This window comes from Rahnella sp. RFA10(1/100) (assembly GCF_004195115.1).
Taxonomy (GTDB): Bacteria; Pseudomonadota; Gammaproteobacteria; order Enterobacterales; family Enterobacteriaceae; genus Rahnella; species Rahnella perminowiae.
The window spans coordinates 67,884-89,175 of the sequence record NZ_SEWR01000012.1; the positions used below are offsets into that span (position 1 = coordinate 67,884).

The 21,292-nt window shown below is 47.7% G+C and carries 23 protein-coding genes; 11 read left to right on the forward strand and 12 right to left on the reverse strand.

Translation table 11 applies throughout. The annotated features are described in order from the left end of the window. Nucleotides 1–13: 13 nt before the first annotated feature. Nucleotides 14–1,255, reverse strand: coding sequence for an MFS transporter (locus ETV65_RS23215; RefSeq protein WP_014333826.1), 1,242 nt, complete (start codon nt 1,253–1,255; stop codon nt 14–16). A 244-nt stretch (nt 1,256–1,499) separates the two neighbouring features. On the opposite strand from ETV65_RS23215, the gene ETV65_RS23220 reads away from it, so the two are divergent. From ETV65_RS23220 to ETV65_RS23230, 3 genes are all read left to right on the forward strand, one after another. Then, nucleotides 1,500–2,507, forward strand: coding sequence for a LacI family DNA-binding transcriptional regulator (locus ETV65_RS23220; RefSeq protein ID WP_129955451.1), 1,008 nt, complete (start codon nt 1,500–1,502; stop codon nt 2,505–2,507). Nucleotides 2,508–2,938: 431 nt separating this feature from the next. Continuing rightward, nucleotides 2,939–3,646, forward strand: coding sequence for a GNAT family protein (locus ETV65_RS23225; protein WP_129955452.1), 708 nt, complete (start codon nt 2,939–2,941; stop codon nt 3,644–3,646). A 793-nt stretch (nt 3,647–4,439) separates the two neighbouring features. Then, complete coding sequence (locus ETV65_RS23230) at nt 4,440–5,489, forward strand: RepB family plasmid replication initiator protein (RefSeq protein ID WP_129955453.1); 1,050 nt, start codon at nt 4,440–4,442, stop codon at nt 5,487–5,489. Nucleotides 5,490–6,128: 639 nt separating this feature from the next. Here the strand turns inward: ETV65_RS23230 and ETV65_RS23235 are convergent. Next, nucleotides 6,129–7,079 (reverse strand): LysR family transcriptional regulator, encoded by a 951-nt coding sequence (locus ETV65_RS23235; protein ID WP_129955454.1) that lies wholly within the window; start codon nt 7,077–7,079, stop codon nt 6,129–6,131. A 91-nt stretch (nt 7,080–7,170) separates the two neighbouring features. Between ETV65_RS23235 and ETV65_RS23240 the strand changes: the two genes are divergently transcribed. From ETV65_RS23240 to ETV65_RS23260, 5 genes are all read left to right on the forward strand, one after another. Further along, complete coding sequence (locus ETV65_RS23240) at nt 7,171–7,647, forward strand: nuclear transport factor 2 family protein (RefSeq protein ID WP_240782871.1); 477 nt, start codon at nt 7,171–7,173, stop codon at nt 7,645–7,647. Between the two features lie 621 nt (nt 7,648–8,268). Beyond that, a complete protein-coding gene (locus ETV65_RS23245; protein WP_129955455.1) occupies nt 8,269–8,904 on the forward strand; it encodes an AAA family ATPase in 636 nt (211 codons plus the stop codon). Continuing rightward, nucleotides 8,904–9,179, forward strand: coding sequence for a ribbon-helix-helix protein, CopG family (locus ETV65_RS23250; protein WP_014333818.1), 276 nt, complete (start codon nt 8,904–8,906; stop codon nt 9,177–9,179). Before ETV65_RS23245 ends, ETV65_RS23250 begins: the two co-directional genes overlap by 1 nt. 1,289 nt (nt 9,180–10,468) lie before the next feature. Continuing rightward, nucleotides 10,469–10,708: a hypothetical protein gene (locus tag ETV65_RS23255; RefSeq protein WP_129955456.1), complete on the forward strand. Its 240-nt coding sequence runs from the start codon at nt 10,469–10,471 to the stop codon at nt 10,706–10,708. A gap of 69 nt (nt 10,709–10,777) precedes the next feature. Next, complete coding sequence (locus ETV65_RS23260; protein ID WP_165383773.1) at nt 10,778–11,365, forward strand: hypothetical protein; 588 nt, start codon at nt 10,778–10,780, stop codon at nt 11,363–11,365. Between the two features lie 101 nt (nt 11,366–11,466). Here ETV65_RS23260 and ETV65_RS23265 read toward each other — a convergent pair whose 3' ends face one another. After that, nucleotides 11,467–12,033: a TetR/AcrR family transcriptional regulator gene (locus ETV65_RS23265; RefSeq protein WP_129955479.1), complete on the reverse strand. Its 567-nt coding sequence runs from the start codon at nt 12,031–12,033 to the stop codon at nt 11,467–11,469. Between the two features lie 183 nt (nt 12,034–12,216). Between ETV65_RS23265 and ETV65_RS23270 the strand changes: the two genes are divergently transcribed. Then, nucleotides 12,217–12,882: a glutathione S-transferase gene (locus ETV65_RS23270; protein ID WP_129955457.1), complete on the forward strand. Its 666-nt coding sequence runs from the start codon at nt 12,217–12,219 to the stop codon at nt 12,880–12,882. Nucleotides 12,883–12,884: 2 nt separating this feature from the next. On the opposite strand, the gene ETV65_RS23275 is transcribed toward ETV65_RS23270, so the two are convergent. From ETV65_RS23275 to ETV65_RS23290, 4 genes are all read right to left on the reverse strand, one after another. Further along, entirely contained in the window at nt 12,885–13,595 is a 711-nt protein-coding gene (locus ETV65_RS23275) for a helix-turn-helix transcriptional regulator (protein ID WP_129955458.1), read from the reverse strand. Continuing rightward, nucleotides 13,592–13,984, reverse strand: coding sequence for an amino acid-binding protein (locus ETV65_RS23280; RefSeq protein WP_129955459.1), 393 nt, complete (start codon nt 13,982–13,984; stop codon nt 13,592–13,594). The genes ETV65_RS23275 and ETV65_RS23280 overlap by 4 nt, the downstream gene beginning before the upstream one ends. Further along, nucleotides 13,977–14,300, reverse strand: coding sequence for an antibiotic biosynthesis monooxygenase (locus ETV65_RS23285; protein WP_129955460.1), 324 nt, complete (start codon nt 14,298–14,300; stop codon nt 13,977–13,979). The genes ETV65_RS23280 and ETV65_RS23285 overlap by 8 nt, the downstream gene beginning before the upstream one ends. A 103-nt stretch (nt 14,301–14,403) precedes the next feature. Then, nucleotides 14,404–15,192 (reverse strand): alpha/beta hydrolase, encoded by a 789-nt coding sequence (locus ETV65_RS23290; protein ID WP_129955461.1) that lies wholly within the window; start codon nt 15,190–15,192, stop codon nt 14,404–14,406. 270 nt (nt 15,193–15,462) lie between these two features. On the opposite strand from ETV65_RS23290, the gene ETV65_RS23295 reads away from it, so the two are divergent. Continuing rightward, entirely contained in the window at nt 15,463–16,086 is a 624-nt protein-coding gene (locus ETV65_RS23295) for a pyridoxamine 5'-phosphate oxidase family protein (RefSeq protein ID WP_129955462.1), read from the forward strand. A 167-nt stretch (nt 16,087–16,253) separates the two neighbouring features. Here the strand turns inward: ETV65_RS23295 and ETV65_RS23300 are convergent, their stop codons facing one another. The 4 genes from ETV65_RS23300 to ETV65_RS23315 form a co-directional block, all read right to left on the reverse strand. Continuing rightward, nucleotides 16,254–16,994, reverse strand: coding sequence for an SDR family oxidoreductase (locus ETV65_RS23300; RefSeq protein WP_129955463.1), 741 nt, complete (start codon nt 16,992–16,994; stop codon nt 16,254–16,256). Between the two features lie 321 nt (nt 16,995–17,315). After that, complete coding sequence (locus tag ETV65_RS23305) at nt 17,316–18,080, reverse strand: NAD(P)-binding domain-containing protein (protein WP_129955464.1); 765 nt, start codon at nt 18,078–18,080, stop codon at nt 17,316–17,318. A gap of 16 nt (nt 18,081–18,096) precedes the next feature. Beyond that, on the reverse strand, nt 18,097–18,831 hold the full coding sequence (locus ETV65_RS23310; RefSeq protein ID WP_129955465.1) for an NAD(P)-binding domain-containing protein: 735 nt from the start codon (nt 18,829–18,831) through the stop codon (nt 18,097–18,099). 27 nt (nt 18,832–18,858) lie between these two features. After that, entirely contained in the window at nt 18,859–19,290 is a 432-nt protein-coding gene (locus tag ETV65_RS23315; RefSeq protein WP_238483234.1) for a MarR family transcriptional regulator, read from the reverse strand. A gap of 350 nt (nt 19,291–19,640) precedes the next feature. Between ETV65_RS23315 and ETV65_RS23320 the strand changes: the two genes are divergently transcribed. Next, nucleotides 19,641–20,087, forward strand: coding sequence for a hypothetical protein (locus ETV65_RS23320; RefSeq protein ID WP_238485895.1), 447 nt, complete (start codon nt 19,641–19,643; stop codon nt 20,085–20,087). Between the two features lie 211 nt (nt 20,088–20,298). Here the strand turns inward: ETV65_RS23320 and ETV65_RS23325 are convergent, their stop codons facing one another. Further along, a complete protein-coding gene (locus tag ETV65_RS23325) occupies nt 20,299–21,282 on the reverse strand; it encodes an NADPH:quinone reductase (RefSeq protein ID WP_129955466.1) in 984 nt (327 codons plus the stop codon). Nucleotides 21,283–21,292 lie beyond the last annotated feature (10 nt).

The window sequence follows — 21,292 nt, forward strand, 5'->3', positions numbered from 1 at the left end:
TCTCTCTTTTCATTCAGATAGTAGAAAGTTGTGGTATCTGCGGATCCATTGAGGGTTTACCGGAACGCAACAGGAAAATAGAAATAAAGGTGATGCAGAACACCATTAACCCCATGAACAGATAGGACTGAGCAAATCCATATTTTTCGTAGCTGTAGCCAGCGAGGGGTGACAATACGGTGGCAATTACGGATCCCGTACAGGCAAAACCCACCAGATAGAGCGTGGATGAGAGACGTTTATCGAAGTTAAGGCTGTTGTATTTGAAGATAGAGATAAGCAGTATCGGGAGTTCAACCGCATGCAGCAGCTTGGTGATAGAGATAAGCAGAGGGCCTTCCACTAATCCGGAAGCGACCATGCGCATCGCCATCACCATGCCGGCGAAAATCAGACCATTTTTAGCACCTAGACGATTTACCAGCCATGGTGCACAGAACATGCCTGCGGCCTCCAGGAATACCTGAAACGAATTAAGATAGCCGTACATCGCATTCCCTTCATGTTGCGTCGGGAACTGTGAGGAAAAATAGACCGGGAACTGTTGATCGTAGACGCCGTAAATACAGGTGCCGACCACAAAGAATACCAGCGCCCAGAAACGCGGCAGGGTCAGCAGGCGTAATGCATCCTCAAGCGTGACTTTTCCCCCTGCCACGGCTTCCTGCATTGCATGAGGCGCAGAAGAGACGCGTAAGCGCATCAAAAGTATGAAGAAGACCAGACCAGAACAGCTGGCAACCGCGAAATTTAATTTCGGGTTAATATTAAACAATAACCCGGCGAAAAAGGTTGCCACAGCCCAACCCAGCGACCCCCACATCCTTGCTTTTCCGAATTCAAACTGGCTCTGACGGGCGACACGCTCGGTGTAAGACTCAAGGACACCAATACCGCCATTGAAAGTCAGACCGATATAGATGCCGCCAAAAAAACTGCCCAGAAAGACGTTAATTTTCAGTAGATGGCCAAAAAGCAGATAGGCCGGACCGGAAAAAATTAATAATGCCGTGATAAACCAGAGCAAATTCTTACGCAGCCCCAGCTTATCCTGAATAAAACCATAACAAATTTGCACAAACAGAGTGGAAAAAGACACCACTGAAAAAATTATCCCGGTATCCCCTGCTTTCAGACCGACTTCCTGATGTAGCCAAATCGAGAGCAGTGAGCCTGTAGAGGACCAGGTTACAAAGAAAAAGAACAATAAAGCGCTGAGTATCAGATAACTTTGAGAATGACGGGTTTTCATCATGGCAATCTCATGCTGAGGTGGAGCGCAAATGATAACGTTAACATAAAATAAGGCGCATGCCGTTTTGCTGTAATTCTAGATGTTAATCACAAAAGTTAACGTTAACATAAGCAGTATGAGATCATGATCAACTTTTCTTATTCACTGCAATCCACACCCGGACACCAAAATCACGTATGATCCTTTTACATCAGCAAGTTAGTTTTATAACCTGTGGCGTAATGAGCAGGCAGGAGCAAAAAGAATGGCGTCCCTGAAAGATGTGGCAAAACTGGCGAATGTATCACTGATGACGGTTTCCAGGGCACTAAACTCCCCGGAACGTCTAAAGCCTGAGACCTTGTCACGCGTACAATCTGCTATCGATGCGACGAATTACGTGCCCGATTTATCGGCCAAAAAAATACGTGGCGCTCACGCGATTGCAAAAACCATCGGTGTGCTGGCACTTGATACCGTCACCACCCCCTTTTCAGTGGAAATCACACTCTCCATTGAAGAAACAGCACGTGCGCATGGCTGGAACAGCTTTGTGGTTAACATGTTTTCTGATGACAGCCCGGAAAATATCGTTGATTTGCTTCTCTCACACCGACCGGATGGCATTATCTATACAACAATGGGATTGCGACAGGTGCCGCTACCCGAGAAGTTGTTAAACCTTCCCTGTGTGCTCGCCAATTGCGAAAGCCTGCATCAGCAGGTAGCGAGTTATATTCCGGATGACGAACATGGACAATATGCAGCGGTACGTGCACTTTTGTCTGCAGGCTATCGTCGCCCGCTCTGCTTACATTTGCCTGCAACACATCTTGCCACTGTCAGACGCCGCAAAGGTCTGGAACAAGCATGTATGGAGGCAGGGCTGGCTCCTGAGACACTCGACCACTATTACATGGAATATGGTGATGAGCATTATCGGGATATTCCAGCGGTTGTGCAGGCACATATTCATCAGAAAAAACCCTTATTCGATTCGGTGATTTGCGGTAACGATCGTATCGCGTTTATGGTGTACCAGACGCTCCTGGCGCAAGGCCTGAGGATCCCCGAAGATGTGGCAGTTATAGGTTACGATAATATGGTGGGGATCGGTGATTTGTTCCTGCCGTCGTTGTCAACGGTACAATTACCCCATTATGAAATTGGCAGGCTCAGCGCACTTCACATTATAGAGGGTAAATCCCATCGCGATATAATCAAAGTTGACAGCCCGTTACTGCTCCGTGAGTCAATGAATACAGTAAAATGAATTATCTTCAACTCTGCCGATGAATTGGCATGAGTTCATCCAAAATTCAGTAGTATCGGTTATACCGAATAAAAAGCTGTCATTATATTATGGAATGAAATAATACAATGCAGTATTAATTCTAACAATAAAGAATCATGGCGCCATTTTACAGCGTCCCGCTATTCATCGCACTAAGATAAACATGTGATCTTAATCATATTTTTAATAAAACAAAGAAATACTCTTTTAATTTAAACTAATATAAATCAACGGCTTAGTGTATATTTTAGAGTAAACATAAATTCAGCACTAAAATAAATTATTTTTTTACCGATAAGTATTTTAATTACGATATGCGAGCATCAGGGATTGAATAATAGTGCAGGAGAAAAACAAAATCACAGTGCTGGCCCAATATACTAATTTTAACAACACAGGTAAAATTTATTATGACTGAATTAAATATTTATGGTCAGACATTGGGTAAAGAATTACCCGACTGGCAGCCACATGCGCTTCCTCAAAAAGTTATCCTCAGAGGAAAATATTGCTATCTTGAGCCAATTGACGTTAAGCATAGCCGGGACTTATTCGATGCCTGGCACAGTATTGATGATGAGCGTGACTGGACGTACTTTCATATTAAACGCCCCGTCACTATCAAACAGTGCGATTACTACATCGCTTCTCTTGCCGCAAGCAAGGATCCCATTTTTTACGCAGTAATCAATATATCTACAGGTAAAGCTGTTGGATTTCTTGCGCTACAGCGAATGGATCCTGATAACGGTTCTGTAGAGATAGGCTGGATTAACTGGTCACCGCTGATGAAACGCACCTTTTGCAGTACTGAGGCCATATTCCTATTGCTCTATTATGTACTGGAAACATTACGGTATCGCCGGTGTGGATGGAAATGTGACAGCCTGCATGAGGCAGCGATCAGTGCGGCAGAAAGACTCGGATTTACCTATGAAGGTACTCTCAGACAAACACAGGTTTCAAAGGGGCACAGCCGTGATGTCCGCTGGTATTCTATCATCGACTCTGAATGGGATGGCATCAGACAGGCTATGGAGCTTTGGTTAAGTCCCTCTAATCTTGACGAACGAAGAAAACAAAAACACCGGCTGGCCGAATTTATGCCTCACCTCTGACAGGTACATCATTGCCAACGATGCGCACTGCTTCCAGATCAGCAGTGCGCATCATAGCTTAAGGTCAGACACCTGATTATCTGAAGATGAGCCGCCCTCCTCCTCCCGTTAAATTTTAACTCACTTTCTTTTTTATCCACTTTTCCACAGGCCAGATCCAATAATAAGATCCTATAGAGATCATCTAATAGATCAAAAGAGATCCCCGCTTCGCTACAAGCCTTGCGCTATAAGGGATTGATCGACATAAGAAACCACTATAAGGAGTAAACTAACCGCTATAGAGAGCTTAGTAACCACTATGAACAGCAAGTTAACTTCGCTGGTGAGTGACTAAAAACCACTAGAGTGAGTAAACCATCATCAGTACTGTGCATAATGTTATCCCCTAAGGAATGAGATAATTATCTGAAAAATAAATGACAAGTCTTCCGGCTGTCCGAAGACTTGTCATGATATATACAATTTATGCACCTGCCAGATACGGAGCTGCAATGGTCATTTTGGATCCTTATCGGAAAATTTAACCTTCTGTTTTTAAAGTTATCCTCTTGTTCGATCCAATAATAAGATCCAAATAGAACCTAAAAGAACCAAAGAGATCCCCGCACCTCTGGAGGCCTTGCGCTATATGGGTAAAATGAAGATCGTTAACCGCTATAGGGAGTAAAACAACCACTATAAAAAGCAAATTAACCACTATGTGTGGTAGTAAAACCGCTATAGTGAGTGTTAGTATCCACTGTATCGTGTACAGAGAGACTCTTATGCACATTCATTGTGAGAGCAGATAATGTCTGGAAATGAGCCAAAAAACATAGAGATAGCGAAAGCTTTCGCAGAAACGGATAAGCGAACAGGTGAACTTGTTACTCTGGTTCCTAACAGCAATAACACGGTTCAGCCTGTAGCACTTATGCGGTTGGGCTTATTTGTACCCACGTTGAAATCGACTGCCCGGGGCCGTAAAGGTCAGATGAATTCCATGGATGTCACTTCGGAGCTCAAGCAACTTTCGATCGTCAAGTCTGAAGGATATGAAAACATTAAGATCACCGGTGCCCGGCTTGATATGGATAATGATTTCAAGACATGGGTCGGGATCATTCATGCCTTTGCCAAGCATAAGGTCCTGGGAGACTCTGTATACCTGCCTTTCGTTGAGTTCGCTAAATTATGTGGCATTCCTTCCGCGCGCTCCTCAGCGAAGCTCAGGGCGCGTTTGGAAGCCTCTCTGGAACGTATCGCAACCAACACGTTGTCGTTTTCCAATAAGGAGGGGGACTATTATGTTACTCACCTTGTTCAGTCAGCAAAATATAGCCCGAAAAAGGATGTCGTCGAGTTACAGGCGGATCCGAAGATTTTTGAGTTGTATCAATTCGATAAGAAAGTTCTTCTTCAGCTCAGGGCAATCAACGAACTATCTCGCAAGGAGTCGGCGCAGGCTCTCTATACCTTTATTGAAAGCCTGCCGACAGATCCCGCTCCCATATCCATGTCGCGCCTGCGTGCCCGCCTTAATCTGACATCACGAGCGATCACTCAGAACGCTACTGTTCGTAAGGCAATGGAACAACTTAAGGCTATTGGCTATCTCGACTATACGGAGGTCAAACGCGGTAAAGCCGTGTATTTCTGTATCCACTATAGGCGGCCAAAATTACGACCAGCTCAGATCCCGACCGGTATAGGCGATGATGTCTATGATGTCCTGGACGATGAACATATTATTGATATCCCTGCCGAGAAAGATGTCGATCCTGGCGCGCCGCGTGAGATGGTAATGCTGACGAAAGAAGAACTTGAGTTGCTTGAACAACTTCGACAGGCAAAGAAATAGTATCGATACCTTCGTTATCCCTCTGACCCGAAGCCTGTTGTGTTATCAGCAGGCTTTTTTCATAACCACTGTGGTAAGCAAATTAACCACTGTAGTGAGAAGCGCAACCACTGCAATCAGCAAACTCAGCGATTATGAAATCTACCAACCACTGCGGTTAGTAATCTTTACTCGCTCTAGTGGTTGTTTGCGTGTTTTACCCTAACCCCCCTAGTAGTTACTAACCTGAAGCCCCTTATGATAGTTAGGTTAGTACTTGCTTACATTTTCCACTTCACCTCTATTTACTCTTTCCAGTGGTTAATGCTCTCCATAGTGGTTTTACTCACTTTAGTGGATGTTACTCTCTGCAGTGGTTGCTTCTCACTACAGTGTTTTCAAATTCCGTGTAAATTCTTATGCTCACTCTAGTGGTTAATGCTCTCTATAGTGGATATTATTAATGTCTGAGTTTTTAGCTGATTAAAGTGTCTTGGAAGAGGTTTGAGACAGTGTCACTTTTACCGTGGTACTTTTAAGACCACTTTTCTGAGGTCTGCTTAGCTGGCTGAGGAATGACCCTACCCCCGATAATCTACACCCCTTCAGAAACAGAATTCCGACCTTTACGCGGAGATTGTACAGATGGAAAGTCAGGTTTCAGATGGAAGAATGCTCACTCTTCCGCTTTGGGTCATTCATCGGAGTGACCAAATAATCGCAGAAATTGGCGTGCATAAAGTCTACGAAGGCGCGCACCTTTGCCGTCATTTTTCGGTTGCTGGGCCACATTATATGAATAGTATTAGCATCCGTTACGTAGGCATCCAGCAAGGTTTTCAGGCGTCCTTCAGCGACCGGAGTTCTGACAGAGAAATCGGGCACACATGCGATCCCGCGCCCGGCAAGAGTCATATAAAGCAACGCGTCCAGGCTATTGCATACCATCGACAAGGGCAGCGATGATATTGCTGCTGTACCGGCGGTGTGTTCGAGTGGCCACTGGTATATTTTGCCAGTGGGCGTCCAACGATAATGCAGGCATGCATGATTCAAAAGATCGTCCGGTTTTGTGGGGATACCTTTTTCTTTCAAATATGACGGTGCGGCGACAAGGCAGGCTCGATAGGGTCCCAGCGGGCGGGATACCAGACGTGAATCGCGAAGCGAGTTCCCCCGAATTACCACATCAAATCCTTCATCGACCACATCAACAAGTCGATCGGTGAAATCCAGATCGAGTTCAATCTCGGGATAGCGCGCCATGAATGCTGAGAGGACGGGCAGCGGCAACCCTGCTGAAAGTGCCAGACCCACCCTTAGTCGTCCGCGTGGGTGTTGTGTCATTGCGCTGAGTTCATCTTCCGCTGCCTGGATTTCACCAAAAATGCGTCCGCACCTTTCGAGGAACATCTCTCCTTCTGAGGTAAGGCGGACGCTACGTGTGCTGCGCTGGAAAAGCCGCACGCCAACACGCTCTTCAAGCCGGGAAATACTTTTACTGACTGCGGACGCAGAAATGCCAAGGTTTCGCCCCGCTTCGGCAAAGCTCCGTGTCCTCGCTGTTTGAACAAACACCTCCAGCCCTCCCAGTGCGCTGAAACTATCCACAATCTCCTCCCGAAAATTTCATTACTGACATTTTTGTCATATCTGAAATGAACTTTACCCCGCTTAATGACGCACGATCAATGGCGTTAGGATGAACCTGAAAGGTGCCTGGTCTCTTACCAGGCACTGGCTGAAATTTACTAATGAGGAGAATTTTTTCATGGTCACCACTGAGCATCTCGATGCGTATCTCAACGCTATGGGCAAGCGTCACGTTGAAGGGCTCGAGGCCTATATGGCGGATAATGTCATACTTCGCAGCCCAATTGTTCCTGTTCCATTTGAAGGAAAAGAACTTGTTTTTCAGATAGTTTCCCGGCTTCTTGAGACCATCGATGACTTTGAGCTGAAGCTCCTTTTGCGTGACGGAGCAGACTTTGTTGCAGTGTTCACCATTAAGTTTGGTGACCATATTATTGACGGCATGGACCACATGCATTTAGACGATATGGGCTTTATTGACAACATGACTGTGGCATGGCGCCCACTTGCGTCAGTTGTCGCAGTGCAGCAAAAACTTGCTCCGAAACTGGGAGGCAAGCCGATGCAGCTGGTTCCTTTGGAATAATCAGGTTTAAACGCTAACAATGGCAGTAGAATCGTAGCCTCAACTGCGCGCAGGAATGGCATTGCAACCGGTCAATCCTGCTGTCTGCGTTGCAAACCGCAGAATTCTACTTTAGCTATTTTTAGTTGCCGGTCTGACTATATCTGGCACAGCCGGCAATGACGTGTGTCACTTTGAATTTAAACCTGAACAGGGCGACCGCCGCGGCAAGTGCAATTACTGCCGCAACCCAGTCTGTTCTCCCTCAAAACTCCTTGGCCACAGTACGTGATATCTGCCGGCCGGATCGCCGAAGCTGATGAACCCCCGTTTCAACCAGAATAAGAAGGCTTCCCAAAACTGACCGGATGCGCAGGCGCCACTGTCATCATAAGTGGCGGGCTTTTATTCATGAATTCTAATCCCGCTTGTTATGACTGAGGATTGAAAATATTATAAGTATTTGTTTTTAAATAATTAACCTGAGATTATTTTGAGTTACGTTGTCACTTTTAATGAGCGCTAGATTTGTTAAAGTGAAAAAGTATTACTTCATAAATATTAATTAGTTAATATTACTTCACATTTAGCTTTTATGCGTTATTATTTAGGAAATGCTATTTTCGATATCACAGGTGACAAATGATCACGATTATTGGATGCAATAAAGGTGGGGCAGCCAAAACCACTACTGCTATTAATCTGGCTGTAGGCCTGGCCCTTCGTGGCGAAGATGTATGTCTCGTCGATGCTGACGTTCAGCGTTCAGCTTCAAGGTGGTATGCAGAACGTGAAGCTGCGGGAATTAGCCCATCCATTACCCTGATTGAAAAACGAGATAACATTTCTCAAACGCTAAGAAGCCTTGATGAAAAATTTGCTCATGTCATCGTTGATGTTGCTGGTCGCAATAGCCGTGAGCTAATCACCGGAGGCACGGTCGCACATCAGATTATCGCCCCACATCAATGCTCACAGTTAGATCTTGATACTATGGTTGAATTGCAGCAGCAGCTGGAAAGTATGCGAGATCTCAATCCCGAGCTTAAGGCGTACTGCTATCAAAGTATGGCAACCACGAACCCGCTGTTGCAGGGCAATGAACGACATGAGTTTCTTGAATATGTTCGCGAGTTTGAAGGGCTCATTCCTTTGACTGCCACCGCATGTTACCGAAAGGTTTACCGCGATGTGATGTCCGAAGGTAAATCTGTACTGGAAACAACTAATGAAAAAGCCAAGGCAGAAGTGCTGGCATTGATGAATGAGGTATTTTAATGGCTCTAAAAAAACCCCCTTTTTCAAATCGTCGTGTTGTTACGGAAGCTGAGGCTGACGCGCTGGCTAACAGACTGGCTGACCGCCCCTACGGTGACGAAAAGGTTGTGGAACCGGCTCAGGAAATCCTGACCAGGACAACCATCTCAATACCTCAGAATACGTTGCGCGAGATTGAAGATCTTGCTCTCCATAATAAGCGTATCGGTGTAGCCCCAAAAAGCGTCAGCGCAATCATTCGCGACGCATTGGAAGCCTACCTAAAAAAGGTTTGATATCTTAATGGCATGGGCAGTTATGTATGATGCTGCCACTGCCAGGTTTGCAGGTAAAATTAGCTCTTTTAAAATTTCCCACCATTCTACAACTCCCCTCCCCCACCTGAAGTTACCGACCAACACAGCTTTATCGTTGTGGTAACTCTCTGTTTTTATTTTAAAATTCTGAAATTTGTTTCATAAGGTCTGCCATTCACTACCCTACTTATGATGTAATAAGTATTACTTAGTAACTATGCAAAAATCTGTTTTTAATCGCTCATTACCCTATGAAGTTTGGTCCCTCGAAACTGCGTTTGTTGTTGAAGTTGTAACCTGATTTTACGCTAATAAATAATAAGTATGAAATGTTAAGTATGCTATTTCTGAAAGGCCAGGCTCCCTTTAATCTTCAAATGATTCCGATTATTAAATAATATGTATGAAGTATGAAAATAATACCTCACACCTCACACCTCACACCTCATGCCTCATAAAGTTTAAATGATGAGTTTTTTTGGGCGCAAGGTTGAGACATGGCGGATTAGGAGTCATCGCGGTGAAATGACTTAATACAGGAACTGTGTGGGGGTGAGTTCACTTTTCAAGAACAGAGGATAGCTGATCAATACAATGGCCGCGTAGGGTATTATTTCATACTTATGAATGCATAACTATTACTTATTAGGCGTTGTTAATGAATGATGAATTAACATAAATTTCAGGTGCATTGATATGGCAGCTCCAGACTGAACTGCTGGCCCTTTAGAAAGGGGGGAGTGAGAATAATAAGTAATATTTACTCCTTTTTAAGTGTTAAGTATTAACTCACAACTCACTCTTGACGGTTCCTGCCACCTCTAACGTAATAAATATGAGTTCATATCTAATAAGTTATAAGAAACGATAAATCAATATCAGGTGCGGTTTCACACTTCACACTTCACACTTCAAACTTAATGTTTCATATTTCATGTTTAACCATTCATACTTAACACATAATCATCCAATATGAATGCTGACCTGTGCCCAGATTTATTCACAGAAACAGCGGGTAAGGCTTTGGAACAAAAATGGGTAATAATTTTTTGTTTAACCTGGTAACCCCATCCCGAAATCCTGCTCCATTTTTTCAGTAAGCAGGGCCTGGCGCCGCGCCGCCAGTGTCTACGTCGTAACAAATCAGCACAGCTGTGGCCGCCTCAGCCTCAGGGGCTATATCCTCATCATGCCTGAACCACACCAATACAGAGTTGCATAAAAACCTTTTTGTTCATGATTCGTGAACAAACATCAGGCGTGAACAAATGAAGCCTCAACGACTTGTCACAAAAGCTGCCGAAAATATGCCCTACGGCATCAGATTAGATTATGAACTTACTGAAGGGGAGGGCGGTACTGATGGAAGCGCCACACTGACTACCTCATATGGGCAGAAAACACATTTTACTCTGGAAGTAAAAACGGTCCACCGAATGGAGACCCTTTCTGGCGTTGAAAGACGGACTCTCACGCCAGTCAATAGTTTGCCGGTGTTGCTTATTTGAATCGGCTTTCCCCGGCGCGGGTGGATTACTGCTCGCAAAACCGCATTAACTTTATCGACAGCGCCGGAAATGCGCGCATTGATGTGCCGGGACTTTACATCATCATCCAGGGAAGGCAGGAAGAAAAAAGGTTACTGCAGCAGGAGGGATATTCCCTGCTGGGGTCATGAAACTTTTGTTTGTTGTGCTTTCCGAACTATCTGCGGCGCTCAGGGTATTCATTACTTTATTGCGGGTGCAACGGCGCGCGAAATCCTGCTTCACCATGTGTATGGGAGAGCCATCGGCCGCCGTACCCGTGATATTGATTTCGCAGTTTTTGTTCAGGAGTGGCAACTGTTTGACGACCTGAAGCAAGCATTAACTGCAGCGGGTGCAAACACGATAAAAGGGAATGCCCATCGTCAAGTACTGGAGGATATTGAACTCGACATCATTCCTTTTGGCGGCGTTGCTGAGGCAAATAAAATTGCCGGGCCACCAGACCGGGAAGTTGTAATGGCGGTTGATGGTTTTGAGGAAGCATTCAGGCATACGGTATTGATAACAATGCAATCTGGTGAAGAGATCCCTTTCTGCTCAGTGCCTGGTCTCGCGCTGGAGCAGCCACTCGCCTTTGTCGACGAGGTGCGCGCCACGTTCGCCAGGCTGCGTTAGCCTTAACCGGAATGGCCAGCGATCGATGTTATTTTCACTGCAGGTTGAAACACCGGGAGAGACGCGGGCGTTCTATTTCCTGATGCGTGGCTGTGACCCGTCTAGATGATGGGTATCAGTCCTGTCTGCTGATAAGTCACCATCAGTTCATCAAACAGTTCAGTGTTCTTATGGATCCGTGCAATCAGTTGCGCGCCCGCGACGGCTGTATAAATAGCGAGGGCCTGCTTTTTGTAATCCTCGGAACTACCTGTACCTTTCTCACTAAGCACCTGGTTCAGCCACGCGACGTTGGCATCAACAAAAGCCTGTATTTCAACCTTAACGTCCTGAGGCAGGTCTTCATATTCAGCGGCCATGAAACTGGATAAACACAGCCTGTTATCATCTTCAAGGGATTGACGGAAAATAGCAGGATAACGCTTTAAGGCTTCGCCGGCATTGGCACTTGTGCTGCGTATGGTCTCAAGGTGCTGAGCGGTATCCTGCCAGTATCGGTGGGCAACCGCAGCGCCAAGGCTTGCCTTGCTGTCAAAGTGGTAATAGATACTGGCATTTTTGATACCCACTGCCGATGCAATACTGCGAAAGTTTATCCCGTTATATCCGTGCTTCTGAGCCGCATGCCTCGCCTCAGCTAATATTGCTTCCCGTGCATTTACGCTCATCATCGCCTCTTTCTTAAACACAAGTTCATATCATCACTATACACCTGCCGTCTTAGCCTGCCAACTGACAGGCAGGTGTTGACACTCACAAAATATAGGTCCAACATCAAACTACCAATTGACAGGTAGATATTGGCTATGACTTATCCACTCACATTAACTGGCGTTAAGGAACTTCCTCCGATGAAAATCTATGACTGGTATGACGGACCGTATCCTGCACGTGTGCGCATTGCGCTTGCAGAAAAAGGATGGCTGTCAAAGACAGAATTTGTCCCGATCAATTTATGGAAGGGTGAGCATAAAAAAAACGAATTTCTCGCCATTAATTATTCGGGCACGCTGCCTGTTCTGGCGCTTGATGACGGCACGCTGATCGCCGAATGTACAGCCATCACACAGTATCTGGATGCACTGGACCCGTCATGTGCGCTGACAGGAACAACGCCGGAAGAGAAGGGCATTATTCATATGATGACGAAGCGTGCTGAAATTGAATTCCTTGATGCAGTAAGCGTGTATTTCCATCACGCAACGCCGGGGCTGGGGCCAGAGGTTGAATTGTATCAAAATCCGGAATGGGGCAACCGGATGTGCGATAAGGCAATCAGAGGGATGCATTATTTTGATCGCGTTCTACAAACGCAGCCTTATGTCGCCGGTGACGCTTTCTCAATGGCGGATATCGCAGTGATCGGAGGGATGATTTTTGCCGCATTAGTGAAACTTCCTTTACCGGCAGAGTGCAATGCATTGCGTGAGTGGTATACCAGAATGCAGGCCAGATCATCCGTTCAGCAATGGAAAGCGATGGTTGATGCAGAGCGCGCCTGCAGAGAAAGGATGTGAGATCAGGTTAAGTTCAAACCGAACAGGCGATACATTGCACTCTTGCCACTGCCGGTCAGGTGCACCTCGCGATATCCCTGCGTGCGGGTTATCCACCCTTTCTGCAGAAAAAGTGTCATGAGTGCCGAGCCAGCATCACCGCCTAAATGGAAGCGTCTTTCGCTCCAGTCGAGGCATGGACAACAAGACTTACGGCGCGGACGTGAATTAAGCACCGCGCCAAGTTTCTCAAAATGTGTTTTGCCGACTGGCGTCAGCGCAGTGCCGTCAGCCTCAATCCATTTTTCCTGCTGCATAAAATCGTAAATTTTTACAGCCAGTTCTCCTGCCAGATGATCGTAACAGGTTCGTGCGTAACGCAGAGATACCGGCGTCCTGGATTGAGGGGAAATGAGGGGATGCATGGACACTCCCATGAGATTCTCCAGTAACCCGGCGATATGATGGCCCGCAAGGCTGTAATACCGGTGGCGCCCCTGAGTCAGACAGATGACCAGCCCGCTGCTGAGAAGTCGGGTAAGATGACCGCTGGTGGTGGATGCAGCAATATCCGCTACCACGCTGAGTTCCGTTGCTGTCCACGCGCGGCCATCCATCAGTGCACACAGAATGCTGACCCTTGATGTGTCAGCGATGGCAGACGCAACCAGTGACATCGATTTCTCAAGCGAATTATCCGGCTCACTGTCATATACGGTTTTCAGAGGGGTCATTCAGGGTGTATTGCCCATTTTTGAGTGACTTTAGCCGCCCGGATATCATCATCCGTGACCAGAATAAGCCGGTTACTGTGATCGCTGTACTGTACCAGAATGTTAATGCCATTTCGGGCCATTGTGTCAGCTATTTCTCCGAGTTCTCCTGGCCGTTCCTGAGATAATTTCCTTATCAGAGGGCGGCATACGCGGATGACATCAAAGCCGGCATCCGTCAGAACCTTGCGGGCTTTTTCACCGTCTTCAACCAGAAAATGTGCATGTCCGGCTTCAGGCGTCGAAAATACACCACCTCCTTCAAGTCCTACACCGTTTGTACCCAGCACGCGGCCAAGTGAGCCAAGCGAACCTGGGGTATTACTGAGAATGACGTGAATATCATACATGCTGATGTGCTCCCGTATCAGAAGAGTAATCACGGAATACACGGGCAACGCGTATTCGGTAGAATGAGAAAATTGACTGTTTACCTTCTTTCTGCGCTGCCAGATGTATAACATTTTGTTTCCAGCCCGCCACAGATTCCTCATCTTCCCACCATGACAAAGAAAGGATTTTTCCGGGCGTACTCAGACTCTGGAATCGCTCAATAGAGATAAATCCCGGCGTGTCTGATAATAAGGGTTTCAGCTCAGAGGCAAGCTGAAGATACCTTTCCTGAGCCTCTGGCAGGGCGTCTGCCTCAAAAAGCACTGCAATCATTAGTCTGCTCCGTCGTTAATTTCCAGTCAGTTTATTGCCGACAGAAGCCTGATGCTTCGGTCGTCGCCGAAGCATCAATGTGTTGTGAAAAACGATTAATGATTTATATCGATGCCATAATTCCCGCCAATACATCCCCCGGCCTTTCAAGCACGGCCAGATGAGTTCTGGCATTCTCCAAACGTTTCACCTTAAAGAAATCATGCGTTGTAGCGAAACGCTGCTGTAAAGCAAGGTATTCGTCGTTTCTGTCGAGGGAATAGATATGGGTAGCCTTCGGTGGGTTTTTGAGTTTTTCGAGGCGTTGCAGCGGTGAACCGTATTTATGATAGGCACCGGCGATCACCTGACCTGCAAGCCGCCAAAGCTGGTAGCTGGAGCCAGCCATTTCGGTTTTCAGATGGTGGTTCATGATGGGGGAGTCGCTTCCTGCCAGCCAAAATTCGTAAAGATGATCCCGCGCATATTGCCAGCGATCTTCATGCTGCATTTCTTTGATTGAAGTGAAAAACGCCGCCGCAGGCTGATTCATGATCCAATCAAGGAATATCACTGCAGGCACACGTTCTTTTAAACTTTCCACCAAATCTACAGCTATCCAACTGGCATGGGCAACGGAGACCGGTACTACGCGGGACAGGCCGAGATGTTCAATGAGGGTCAACGCGTCTGTTAATAACGCCGCACCGTCAAAATCCTGACCATCGGTCGATGATTTTCCATGACCACGCCAGTCAATAATGACAACACGGAAGAAAACGGCGGCCAGCTCAGAGAAGTCATTGAAGACGGTTTTTGGCTGGCACCAGCCCGGCATCAGGAAGAGCGTTGTGTCCCCCGTACCGATATCCTGATAAGCGATATCGCCATGCTCTGTATGCAAAATAGGCATGTTTTCGCCCTGTAGTGAAGTGAGTGGATAACTAACCTATCCGATCCTTCATCAATTAAACAAGATATTACTTGTTTAATTGGGGTGTTTAACGATAAATGACCGGAATTGCCTGCGCCGGTTAATGCGTACGCTGCCATTCATCTGCAATATCTCCCAAGGTTTTTGGAACGTCACTACGTATCCAGGCCATAAAAATGGACATCTAAAAAGCATCAGCGATAACATCTCAGCGTGCATACTGTTTTGAAATCAATGGAGGGGGATAAGATGGCTGAAGAAAACATGCTGATTACTGACAGTGATGAGCTTGAGCAACTTTACGGCGCGATAGCTAAACCTTCTTTAACAAAGGTGACTGACCATATTCATCCGGCTTACCGGCCTTTTATTGAGGCTTCGCCATTTGTGGCGCTTGCGACATCAGGACCGGAGGGTCTGGACGTATCACCGCGAGGCGATCCAGCAGGCTTCATTCACATCGAGGACGCTAAAACGATACTTTTGCCCGACCGCCGGGGGAATAACCGTATCGATAGTCTGCGCAATATTTTAAATGACAACCGGGTTGCGCTTCTCTTTTTAATCCCCGGCATTGGCGAAACATTGCGTATAACCGGGACAGCTGAGATCCGTAAAGACCCGGCTCTGCTTGATCAATTCTCAATCAATAATCAAACACCTAAAACGGTGTTGCGCATTTCAGTGAACAGCGTTTTCTTTCAGTGCAGCAGGGCAATTATTCGTTCAAAACTTTGGGATCCTGCCACACAAATTGAGCGCCAGACTCTTCCCAGCACAGGCAGTATCCTGAGTATGATTTCGCAGTCAGAAATTGATGGTTTGGCTTACGACGAGGCCTTGCCCGGACGATTAAAAACCACACTTTACTGATGCTTGCGGAAAGTGAGTTCCGGAAAGGTCAGGGGTAGCTGCTGGCAGATGAAAGTCACGCCACGATGCGCGGGGGATCCTCTGCTCTGTTCGTTAAGCCCGCTTCAGGCACGAAGCCGTCTGAAAGGAGAAACTCTGGCGCCTGTAAGCGGGAAGCAGATTTTGTATCAATAGTGAACCAGTCCGCCGTCTACCGCATACTGGCTTCCGGTTACGTAAGACGCATCATCGGAGAGCAGGAAAAGCGCGACAGCGGCAGCTTCATCAGCTGTACCGGCTCGTCCGAGAGGCACCTGGTTTACCACAAACTCCTCAAACTGTTGCCGCGATTCATCGGGCATGAAGTGCCTGAAATTAGTCTCGATGGGCCCGGGTACCAGTGTGTTGGCGCGAATGTTGCGCGTAGCAAGCGAGGCGGCCCAGCTTTTTACCATGGCGACAACGGCACCTTTGGTTGCCGCATACAGGCTCGTCATTGCCGCGCCTTCATAGACCGAAGACGACGCGGTGACCAACACAGATGCGCCGGGATTCAGCCTTTGGGAAAGTGATGCAAGCTGGAGCATTGGCCCGCGAACATTGGCATTCATCATGCGGTTAAAGGCGTCAGCTGTCACAGATTCAGGGGCACCCACTTCCGCGTAACCTGCATTCAGCCATAATCCGTCAAGTTGTCCCCAACTGCTGACAGCCGTTGCGAGCGCATTAATATCAGCCTCACTGGCTGCATCACTTTTCAGGATCAGTGCAGTGTCCGGTAATAACTTGCGGGCTTGTGCCAGACGTTCTTCACTGAGTCCCGTGATGGCAACTTGCCCACCTTCTTTTACAATGCGCAGCGCACCCGCCAGCCCTATGCCACTGGTACCCCCCGTGATAAGAATACGTTTACCGTGAAATCTGCCCATAACCACTCCTTTTTTATTCTTAAAATCGTCGCTTACCTTACGAAACTTACACACATCCGTCATCTGTTCAACGATGCCGTGGTGAAGTGATGGATGACCTGCCAGGATCAACCTGGCCGGGATCTTAAAAAGTGCAGGGAACTAAAACGGGTGTGCTTACAGGTTCACCTCTGGCACGGAGCGGACAATATAATCGTCCGCTGTGAGCGAAAAAAGGACGTATGCTTTCTCGCTCATATATCGATAAATGGAACAGGGCTTAATGAGAAATGGTGATATTCCAGAGCAGATTTTAGTGCAGTCAGTGATACGGCTTGCGGATTACATAAAAAGAGCCCGGTGTAAGCGAACAATATAATCTGCATTCGGATTGGATCGTTTATCACCCATTCGTTCCTGAATTGCCTGCACAGCAATATCCCGACGCGCGGGCAGCCGTGATTTTTCCGTTGCGGCGAGCGCCAACTTCATTTCATTGTATGTGAGATCCGTACAGTAGCAGGGCGCGCCCGGCTGTTGACGCCATGACTCCTCAAGCGTGCCCGCATCGAAGGCGTCGAATCCTGTTTCATTGACAAGGCTCATAACCACTTTTTTGTGCTCTTCGATATTCCCCGCCACAGGAATTGAAATACGTACTGCCGTTGCTTCTGCTGTACCTTTTGTCGCGAGAGAATCTGAACCTATTGCATTCCACACCTTTACCAGAGGGCGGTTCAGGAGATGCGCCACCCACAGGCTTTCGACCTGACCATCTGAGAACGTATCAATGTTGCCGTCGCGATGGGGATAATAGTTTGACGTATCAGCAACGATAACATGCTGGGGTAACTTTCTTATCAGAGGGGCGATATCCACAAGCTTCGCCATAGGTATGGACAGAATAACAACCTGCGCATTTTGCATGGCGCTGGCAGCATCGGCCGCTTCAGCACCCGTTGCAAGCACGTCGGGGGCTATCGTTTCAGGGCCGCGTGAATTTGCAACCTTAACGGAGTGACCGGCAGATGCGAGACTGCGCGCAAGCGTTTTACCGATATGGCCTGTTCCCAGGACAGCAATGCGGTACTTTTCATTATTAGTCATAAAGTTACCTTTTGAATCAGGCCGTTACTTCACGGTTACGTTTGACGATAGCATCATGAGTGAGTTGAGCGCCTGCAGATGTGAATTCCTCGATCAGCGCATCTCTGTTCAATGGAGCGCGGGTTTTATTCGCTGCCCGCAGGGCCGCTTCAAGCTCTCCTGCTTTCAGCTCAGTGCAATAGGCTGGCGTGCCGGGCTGTTGCCGCCATGATTCGCTGAGCGTACCGGCGTCAACGGCATCGAAACCGGTCTGACTCACCAGTTCCAGCGCAACAGATTTTGCTGCCGGATTATCGCCGGCAACCGGAATAGCGATACGGGACGGAGAACCGGCCGCCAGTCCTTTATCTTTCAGCGTCTCGGCCAGAACAGCGTTCCAGGCTTTGACAAGAGGCCGCCTGACTATTTCACTGGCGTACACGCTTTCAGGTTTGCCTTCACGGATTTTTTCAATGTCTCCGTCGCGGAAGGGGTAGTAATTAGACGTATCAATGACAATTACGCTTTCCGGGATGTTGTGCAGGAGTTCAGCCAGTTCAGCATGCTTGTCAAAAGGTATGGAGAGGATGATAACCTCCACATCACGTACTGCCTCCTGGCGCTCAACCGCCACTGCGCCGGCCTTGCGTGCCAGCTCTGAAATCGTTTCCGGGCCTCTTGAATTCGCCAGTTTGACCGTATGACCTTGCTCAGAGAGCTTATGTGCCAGCGTCGCACCAATATTTCCTGCGCCAATAATGCCTATTTTCATACCAGTACCTTTTATCTGCGTGGGGGGTTAGCGGTTATCAGCAGGATGGGCAAAATTATTCAGGGTATCTCGTAACTCCTCGAGCTTTGCATCCGATAACTGACAGGCTGATTTGATTCTTTCGGTCACGCGCCACAGCTCGTTTTGCAAAGCGCGTCCGTTATCCGTAAGGGTAATGAGCACCCGCCTTTCGTCCGCGCGGTCCCGCGTGCGGAGTATGCGACCGGCGGATTCAAGCCGTTTAAGAATGGGCGTAATGGTGCCGGTATCCATGCCGAGCTTATTACCGATCTCACCCACGGTGCGTGGTGTGCCGTTAAACAACTCCAGCATGACCAGATACTGCGGAAAGGTAAGCCCCAGCGGGTCCAGGAATGGCTTATGTAACCGGTTCATGCGGTTCGCCGCACCGTAGAGCGCAAAAGAAAGTTGTGTTCCTGTTTCCTGTCGCGACTGCATATTCATACTCCAGTCTCTTATCTTGTTGTTGATTATCTTGCGCACAAGATAAAGCATATAGTAACCCTTTCGTCAGTTAAAGAGTGATGAATGAGTAATTCGTGCGCTATTACAATGACCATAAATCAGGGAAGAAGGCTCAAGGCTGACGGGGTGCTATAGCTCTGCGTGATTCGAACAGGCCCGCCTTTGGTACGGAGCGGCTTGGTCCGAGGGACATGTCGTCTGCTAAGAACGAGAAACGGAAGTACGAAATCGTTCTGACTACCGGGGACGTATTTCAAAACATCCCGTGTGTTAATCAACGGGGGAGCAGATCAAAGAGGGAAAATTGATCCGAATATCTGGTCATGCCGCAGGAGGCAGTGACGCGCTTCAGCGAGCTGGGGGAAATTCTTGAAACTGGCCTGCCGCTGTTGCCGCAAAAGATCCTTGCGCAGTTTCTCAGCGAAGGGCACTTCTACCGCCATCTTAAAAAAATGCGCATTCTCTATCAGCAGCGTCGTCGCATAATGCTTGAGTCTATTGAGACGAGCTTTCCGGGGCTGTCTGGATTTGAGCTGACCGATGGCGGCATGCACATTGTTACTTTTCTGCAGCGTGGCATTCAGGACAATGCGCTGGCCGTGCTATGGAGGCAGCACGAGCTCTACGTGCGGCCTCTCTCCAGCGGGTATGCGCAGACTCAGAAGCGTTACGGGCTGGTGATTGGCTATACCGATATCCGATCGTTTGAACAGGCGCAGCAAATCTTACAGCGTGTGGCAGACGAGACCCGTGCGTTGATGCAGTCGTAACGGTACTCTTTTACAGATGTGGTATGCGATGCGCCACCAGTCGCGTGGGTGTCCTGTGCAGACGGATACGGTTTCCTTTTCCGGAAAAAGCAGCCATAGAAAATTTTTCTGCGGCAGATAATTGAGGGATTTCAGGGCGATTTCGCTCACCGTAATCCTTCAGGCTTACCTGTTACTGAATAACCTCGCGTTGCACTAATTATTGAGCCGGTCAGAGGTGTACGAGGACCTTGCCGATGACTTCAGAAGATTCTACAGCGTAGTGAGCATCCGCTATTTGCTCAAGAGGCAGATTTAAGCCTATTACGGGTGAATAGTTCCCCGTTTCAAGGCAGGCATTAATATCTGCTGCGCTGGTTTGTTTCAGTTCACGAGGTACGTTGTATATATACACAAAGCGGAGTACACAACCGTGCGTCATGGCCTTAAGAAGTGGGACGGAAATTTCTTCTGTTGCGCGACTTGTTGCATAAGCGCTGATGACACCTCCCTGAGACAAACAAGCCAGATTGGTATCAAAATTCTCTTTCAAAGCCACATCGACAATATGATCAACACCGAGATTCTCAGTATTTGCCAAAATAGTACGTGCCACATCGTCAGTTGTACGGTTGAGCACCAAATCTGCACCATGAGTCCTCGCTATTTCTGCCTGTTTTGCATTGCTCACCGTGGTAGCGACCCATGCCCCCGCCCATTTTGCTAATGATATTGCTGCTGTTCCTACTGCGCCGGCCCCGCCATGAATAAGGACCCGACAGCCTTTCAGATCACCATCGGAAAACAGACAACGGTGGGCTGTGAGTGCGGGGATGCCGAGTGACGCACCTGTTTCAAATGAAACGTTGTCAGGGAGCCTGACGGCCTGATGTGCCGGAACAGCAACAAACTCAGCCGCAGTGCCTGTCGCCCGGCCATATTGCGCCTCATAAAGCCAGACACGTTCACCGAGTCGTTCAGATGATACGTTCCCGCCCACTGCCTCAATCACACCTGCACCATCCTGATGGGGAATGATACGTGGATACGGCATTTTCGCAGAGAAACCTGTTCTGGCCTTAATGTCCGTCGGATTGATTCCGGAGACAGAAATACGCACGAGCACTTCATCAGGACCTGGTGCCGGTTTGGATACTTCGCCAATTTTCAGCACATCATGAGCATGGCCCTGGGTTTCATAAAACGCAGCTTTCATAATTTATAAC

Excerpts from the sequence above, each read along its gene's own strand:
- ETV65_RS23215 (WP_014333826.1), bottom strand. The coding sequence starts at position 1,255 with ATGATGAAAACCCGTCATTCTCAAAGTTATCTGATACTCAGCGCTTTA.
- ETV65_RS23220 (WP_129955451.1), top strand. The coding sequence starts at position 1,500 with ATGGCGTCCCTGAAAGATGTGGCAAAACTGGCGAATGTATCACTGATG.
- ETV65_RS23225 (WP_129955452.1), top strand. The coding sequence starts at position 2,939 with ATGACTGAATTAAATATTTATGGTCAGACATTGGGTAAAGAATTACCC.
- ETV65_RS23230 (WP_129955453.1), top strand. The coding sequence starts at position 4,440 with ATGTCTGGAAATGAGCCAAAAAACATAGAGATAGCGAAAGCTTTCGCA.
- ETV65_RS23240 (WP_240782871.1), top strand. The coding sequence starts at position 7,171 with ATGAACCTGAAAGGTGCCTGGTCTCTTACCAGGCACTGGCTGAAATTT.
- ETV65_RS23245 (WP_129955455.1), top strand. The coding sequence starts at position 8,269 with ATGATCACGATTATTGGATGCAATAAAGGTGGGGCAGCCAAAACCACT.
- ETV65_RS23250 (WP_014333818.1), top strand. The coding sequence starts at position 8,904 with ATGGCTCTAAAAAAACCCCCTTTTTCAAATCGTCGTGTTGTTACGGAA.
- ETV65_RS23255 (WP_129955456.1), top strand. The coding sequence starts at position 10,469 with ATGAAGCCTCAACGACTTGTCACAAAAGCTGCCGAAAATATGCCCTAC.
- ETV65_RS23260 (WP_165383773.1), top strand. The coding sequence starts at position 10,778 with ATGCGCGCATTGATGTGCCGGGACTTTACATCATCATCCAGGGAAGGC.
- ETV65_RS23265 (WP_129955479.1), bottom strand. The coding sequence starts at position 12,033 with ATGAGCGTAAATGCACGGGAAGCAATATTAGCTGAGGCGAGGCATGCG.
- ETV65_RS23270 (WP_129955457.1), top strand. The coding sequence starts at position 12,217 with ATGAAAATCTATGACTGGTATGACGGACCGTATCCTGCACGTGTGCGC.
- ETV65_RS23275 (WP_129955458.1), bottom strand. The coding sequence starts at position 13,595 with ATGACCCCTCTGAAAACCGTATATGACAGTGAGCCGGATAATTCGCTT.
- ETV65_RS23280 (WP_129955459.1), bottom strand. The coding sequence starts at position 13,984 with ATGTATGATATTCACGTCATTCTCAGTAATACCCCAGGTTCGCTTGGC.
- ETV65_RS23285 (WP_129955460.1), bottom strand. The coding sequence starts at position 14,300 with ATGATTGCAGTGCTTTTTGAGGCAGACGCCCTGCCAGAGGCTCAGGAA.
- ETV65_RS23290 (WP_129955461.1), bottom strand. The coding sequence starts at position 15,192 with ATGCCTATTTTGCATACAGAGCATGGCGATATCGCTTATCAGGATATC.
- ETV65_RS23295 (WP_129955462.1), top strand. The coding sequence starts at position 15,463 with ATGGCTGAAGAAAACATGCTGATTACTGACAGTGATGAGCTTGAGCAA.
- ETV65_RS23300 (WP_129955463.1), bottom strand. The coding sequence starts at position 16,994 with ATGGGCAGATTTCACGGTAAACGTATTCTTATCACGGGGGGTACCAGT.
- ETV65_RS23305 (WP_129955464.1), bottom strand. The coding sequence starts at position 18,080 with ATGACTAATAATGAAAAGTACCGCATTGCTGTCCTGGGAACAGGCCAT.
- ETV65_RS23310 (WP_129955465.1), bottom strand. The coding sequence starts at position 18,831 with ATGAAAATAGGCATTATTGGCGCAGGAAATATTGGTGCGACGCTGGCA.
- ETV65_RS23315 (WP_238483234.1), bottom strand. The coding sequence starts at position 19,290 with ATGCAGTCGCGACAGGAAACAGGAACACAACTTTCTTTTGCGCTCTAC.
- ETV65_RS23320 (WP_238485895.1), top strand. The coding sequence starts at position 19,641 with ATGCCGCAGGAGGCAGTGACGCGCTTCAGCGAGCTGGGGGAAATTCTT.
- ETV65_RS23325 (WP_129955466.1), bottom strand. The coding sequence starts at position 21,282 with ATGAAAGCTGCGTTTTATGAAACCCAGGGCCATGCTCATGATGTGCTG.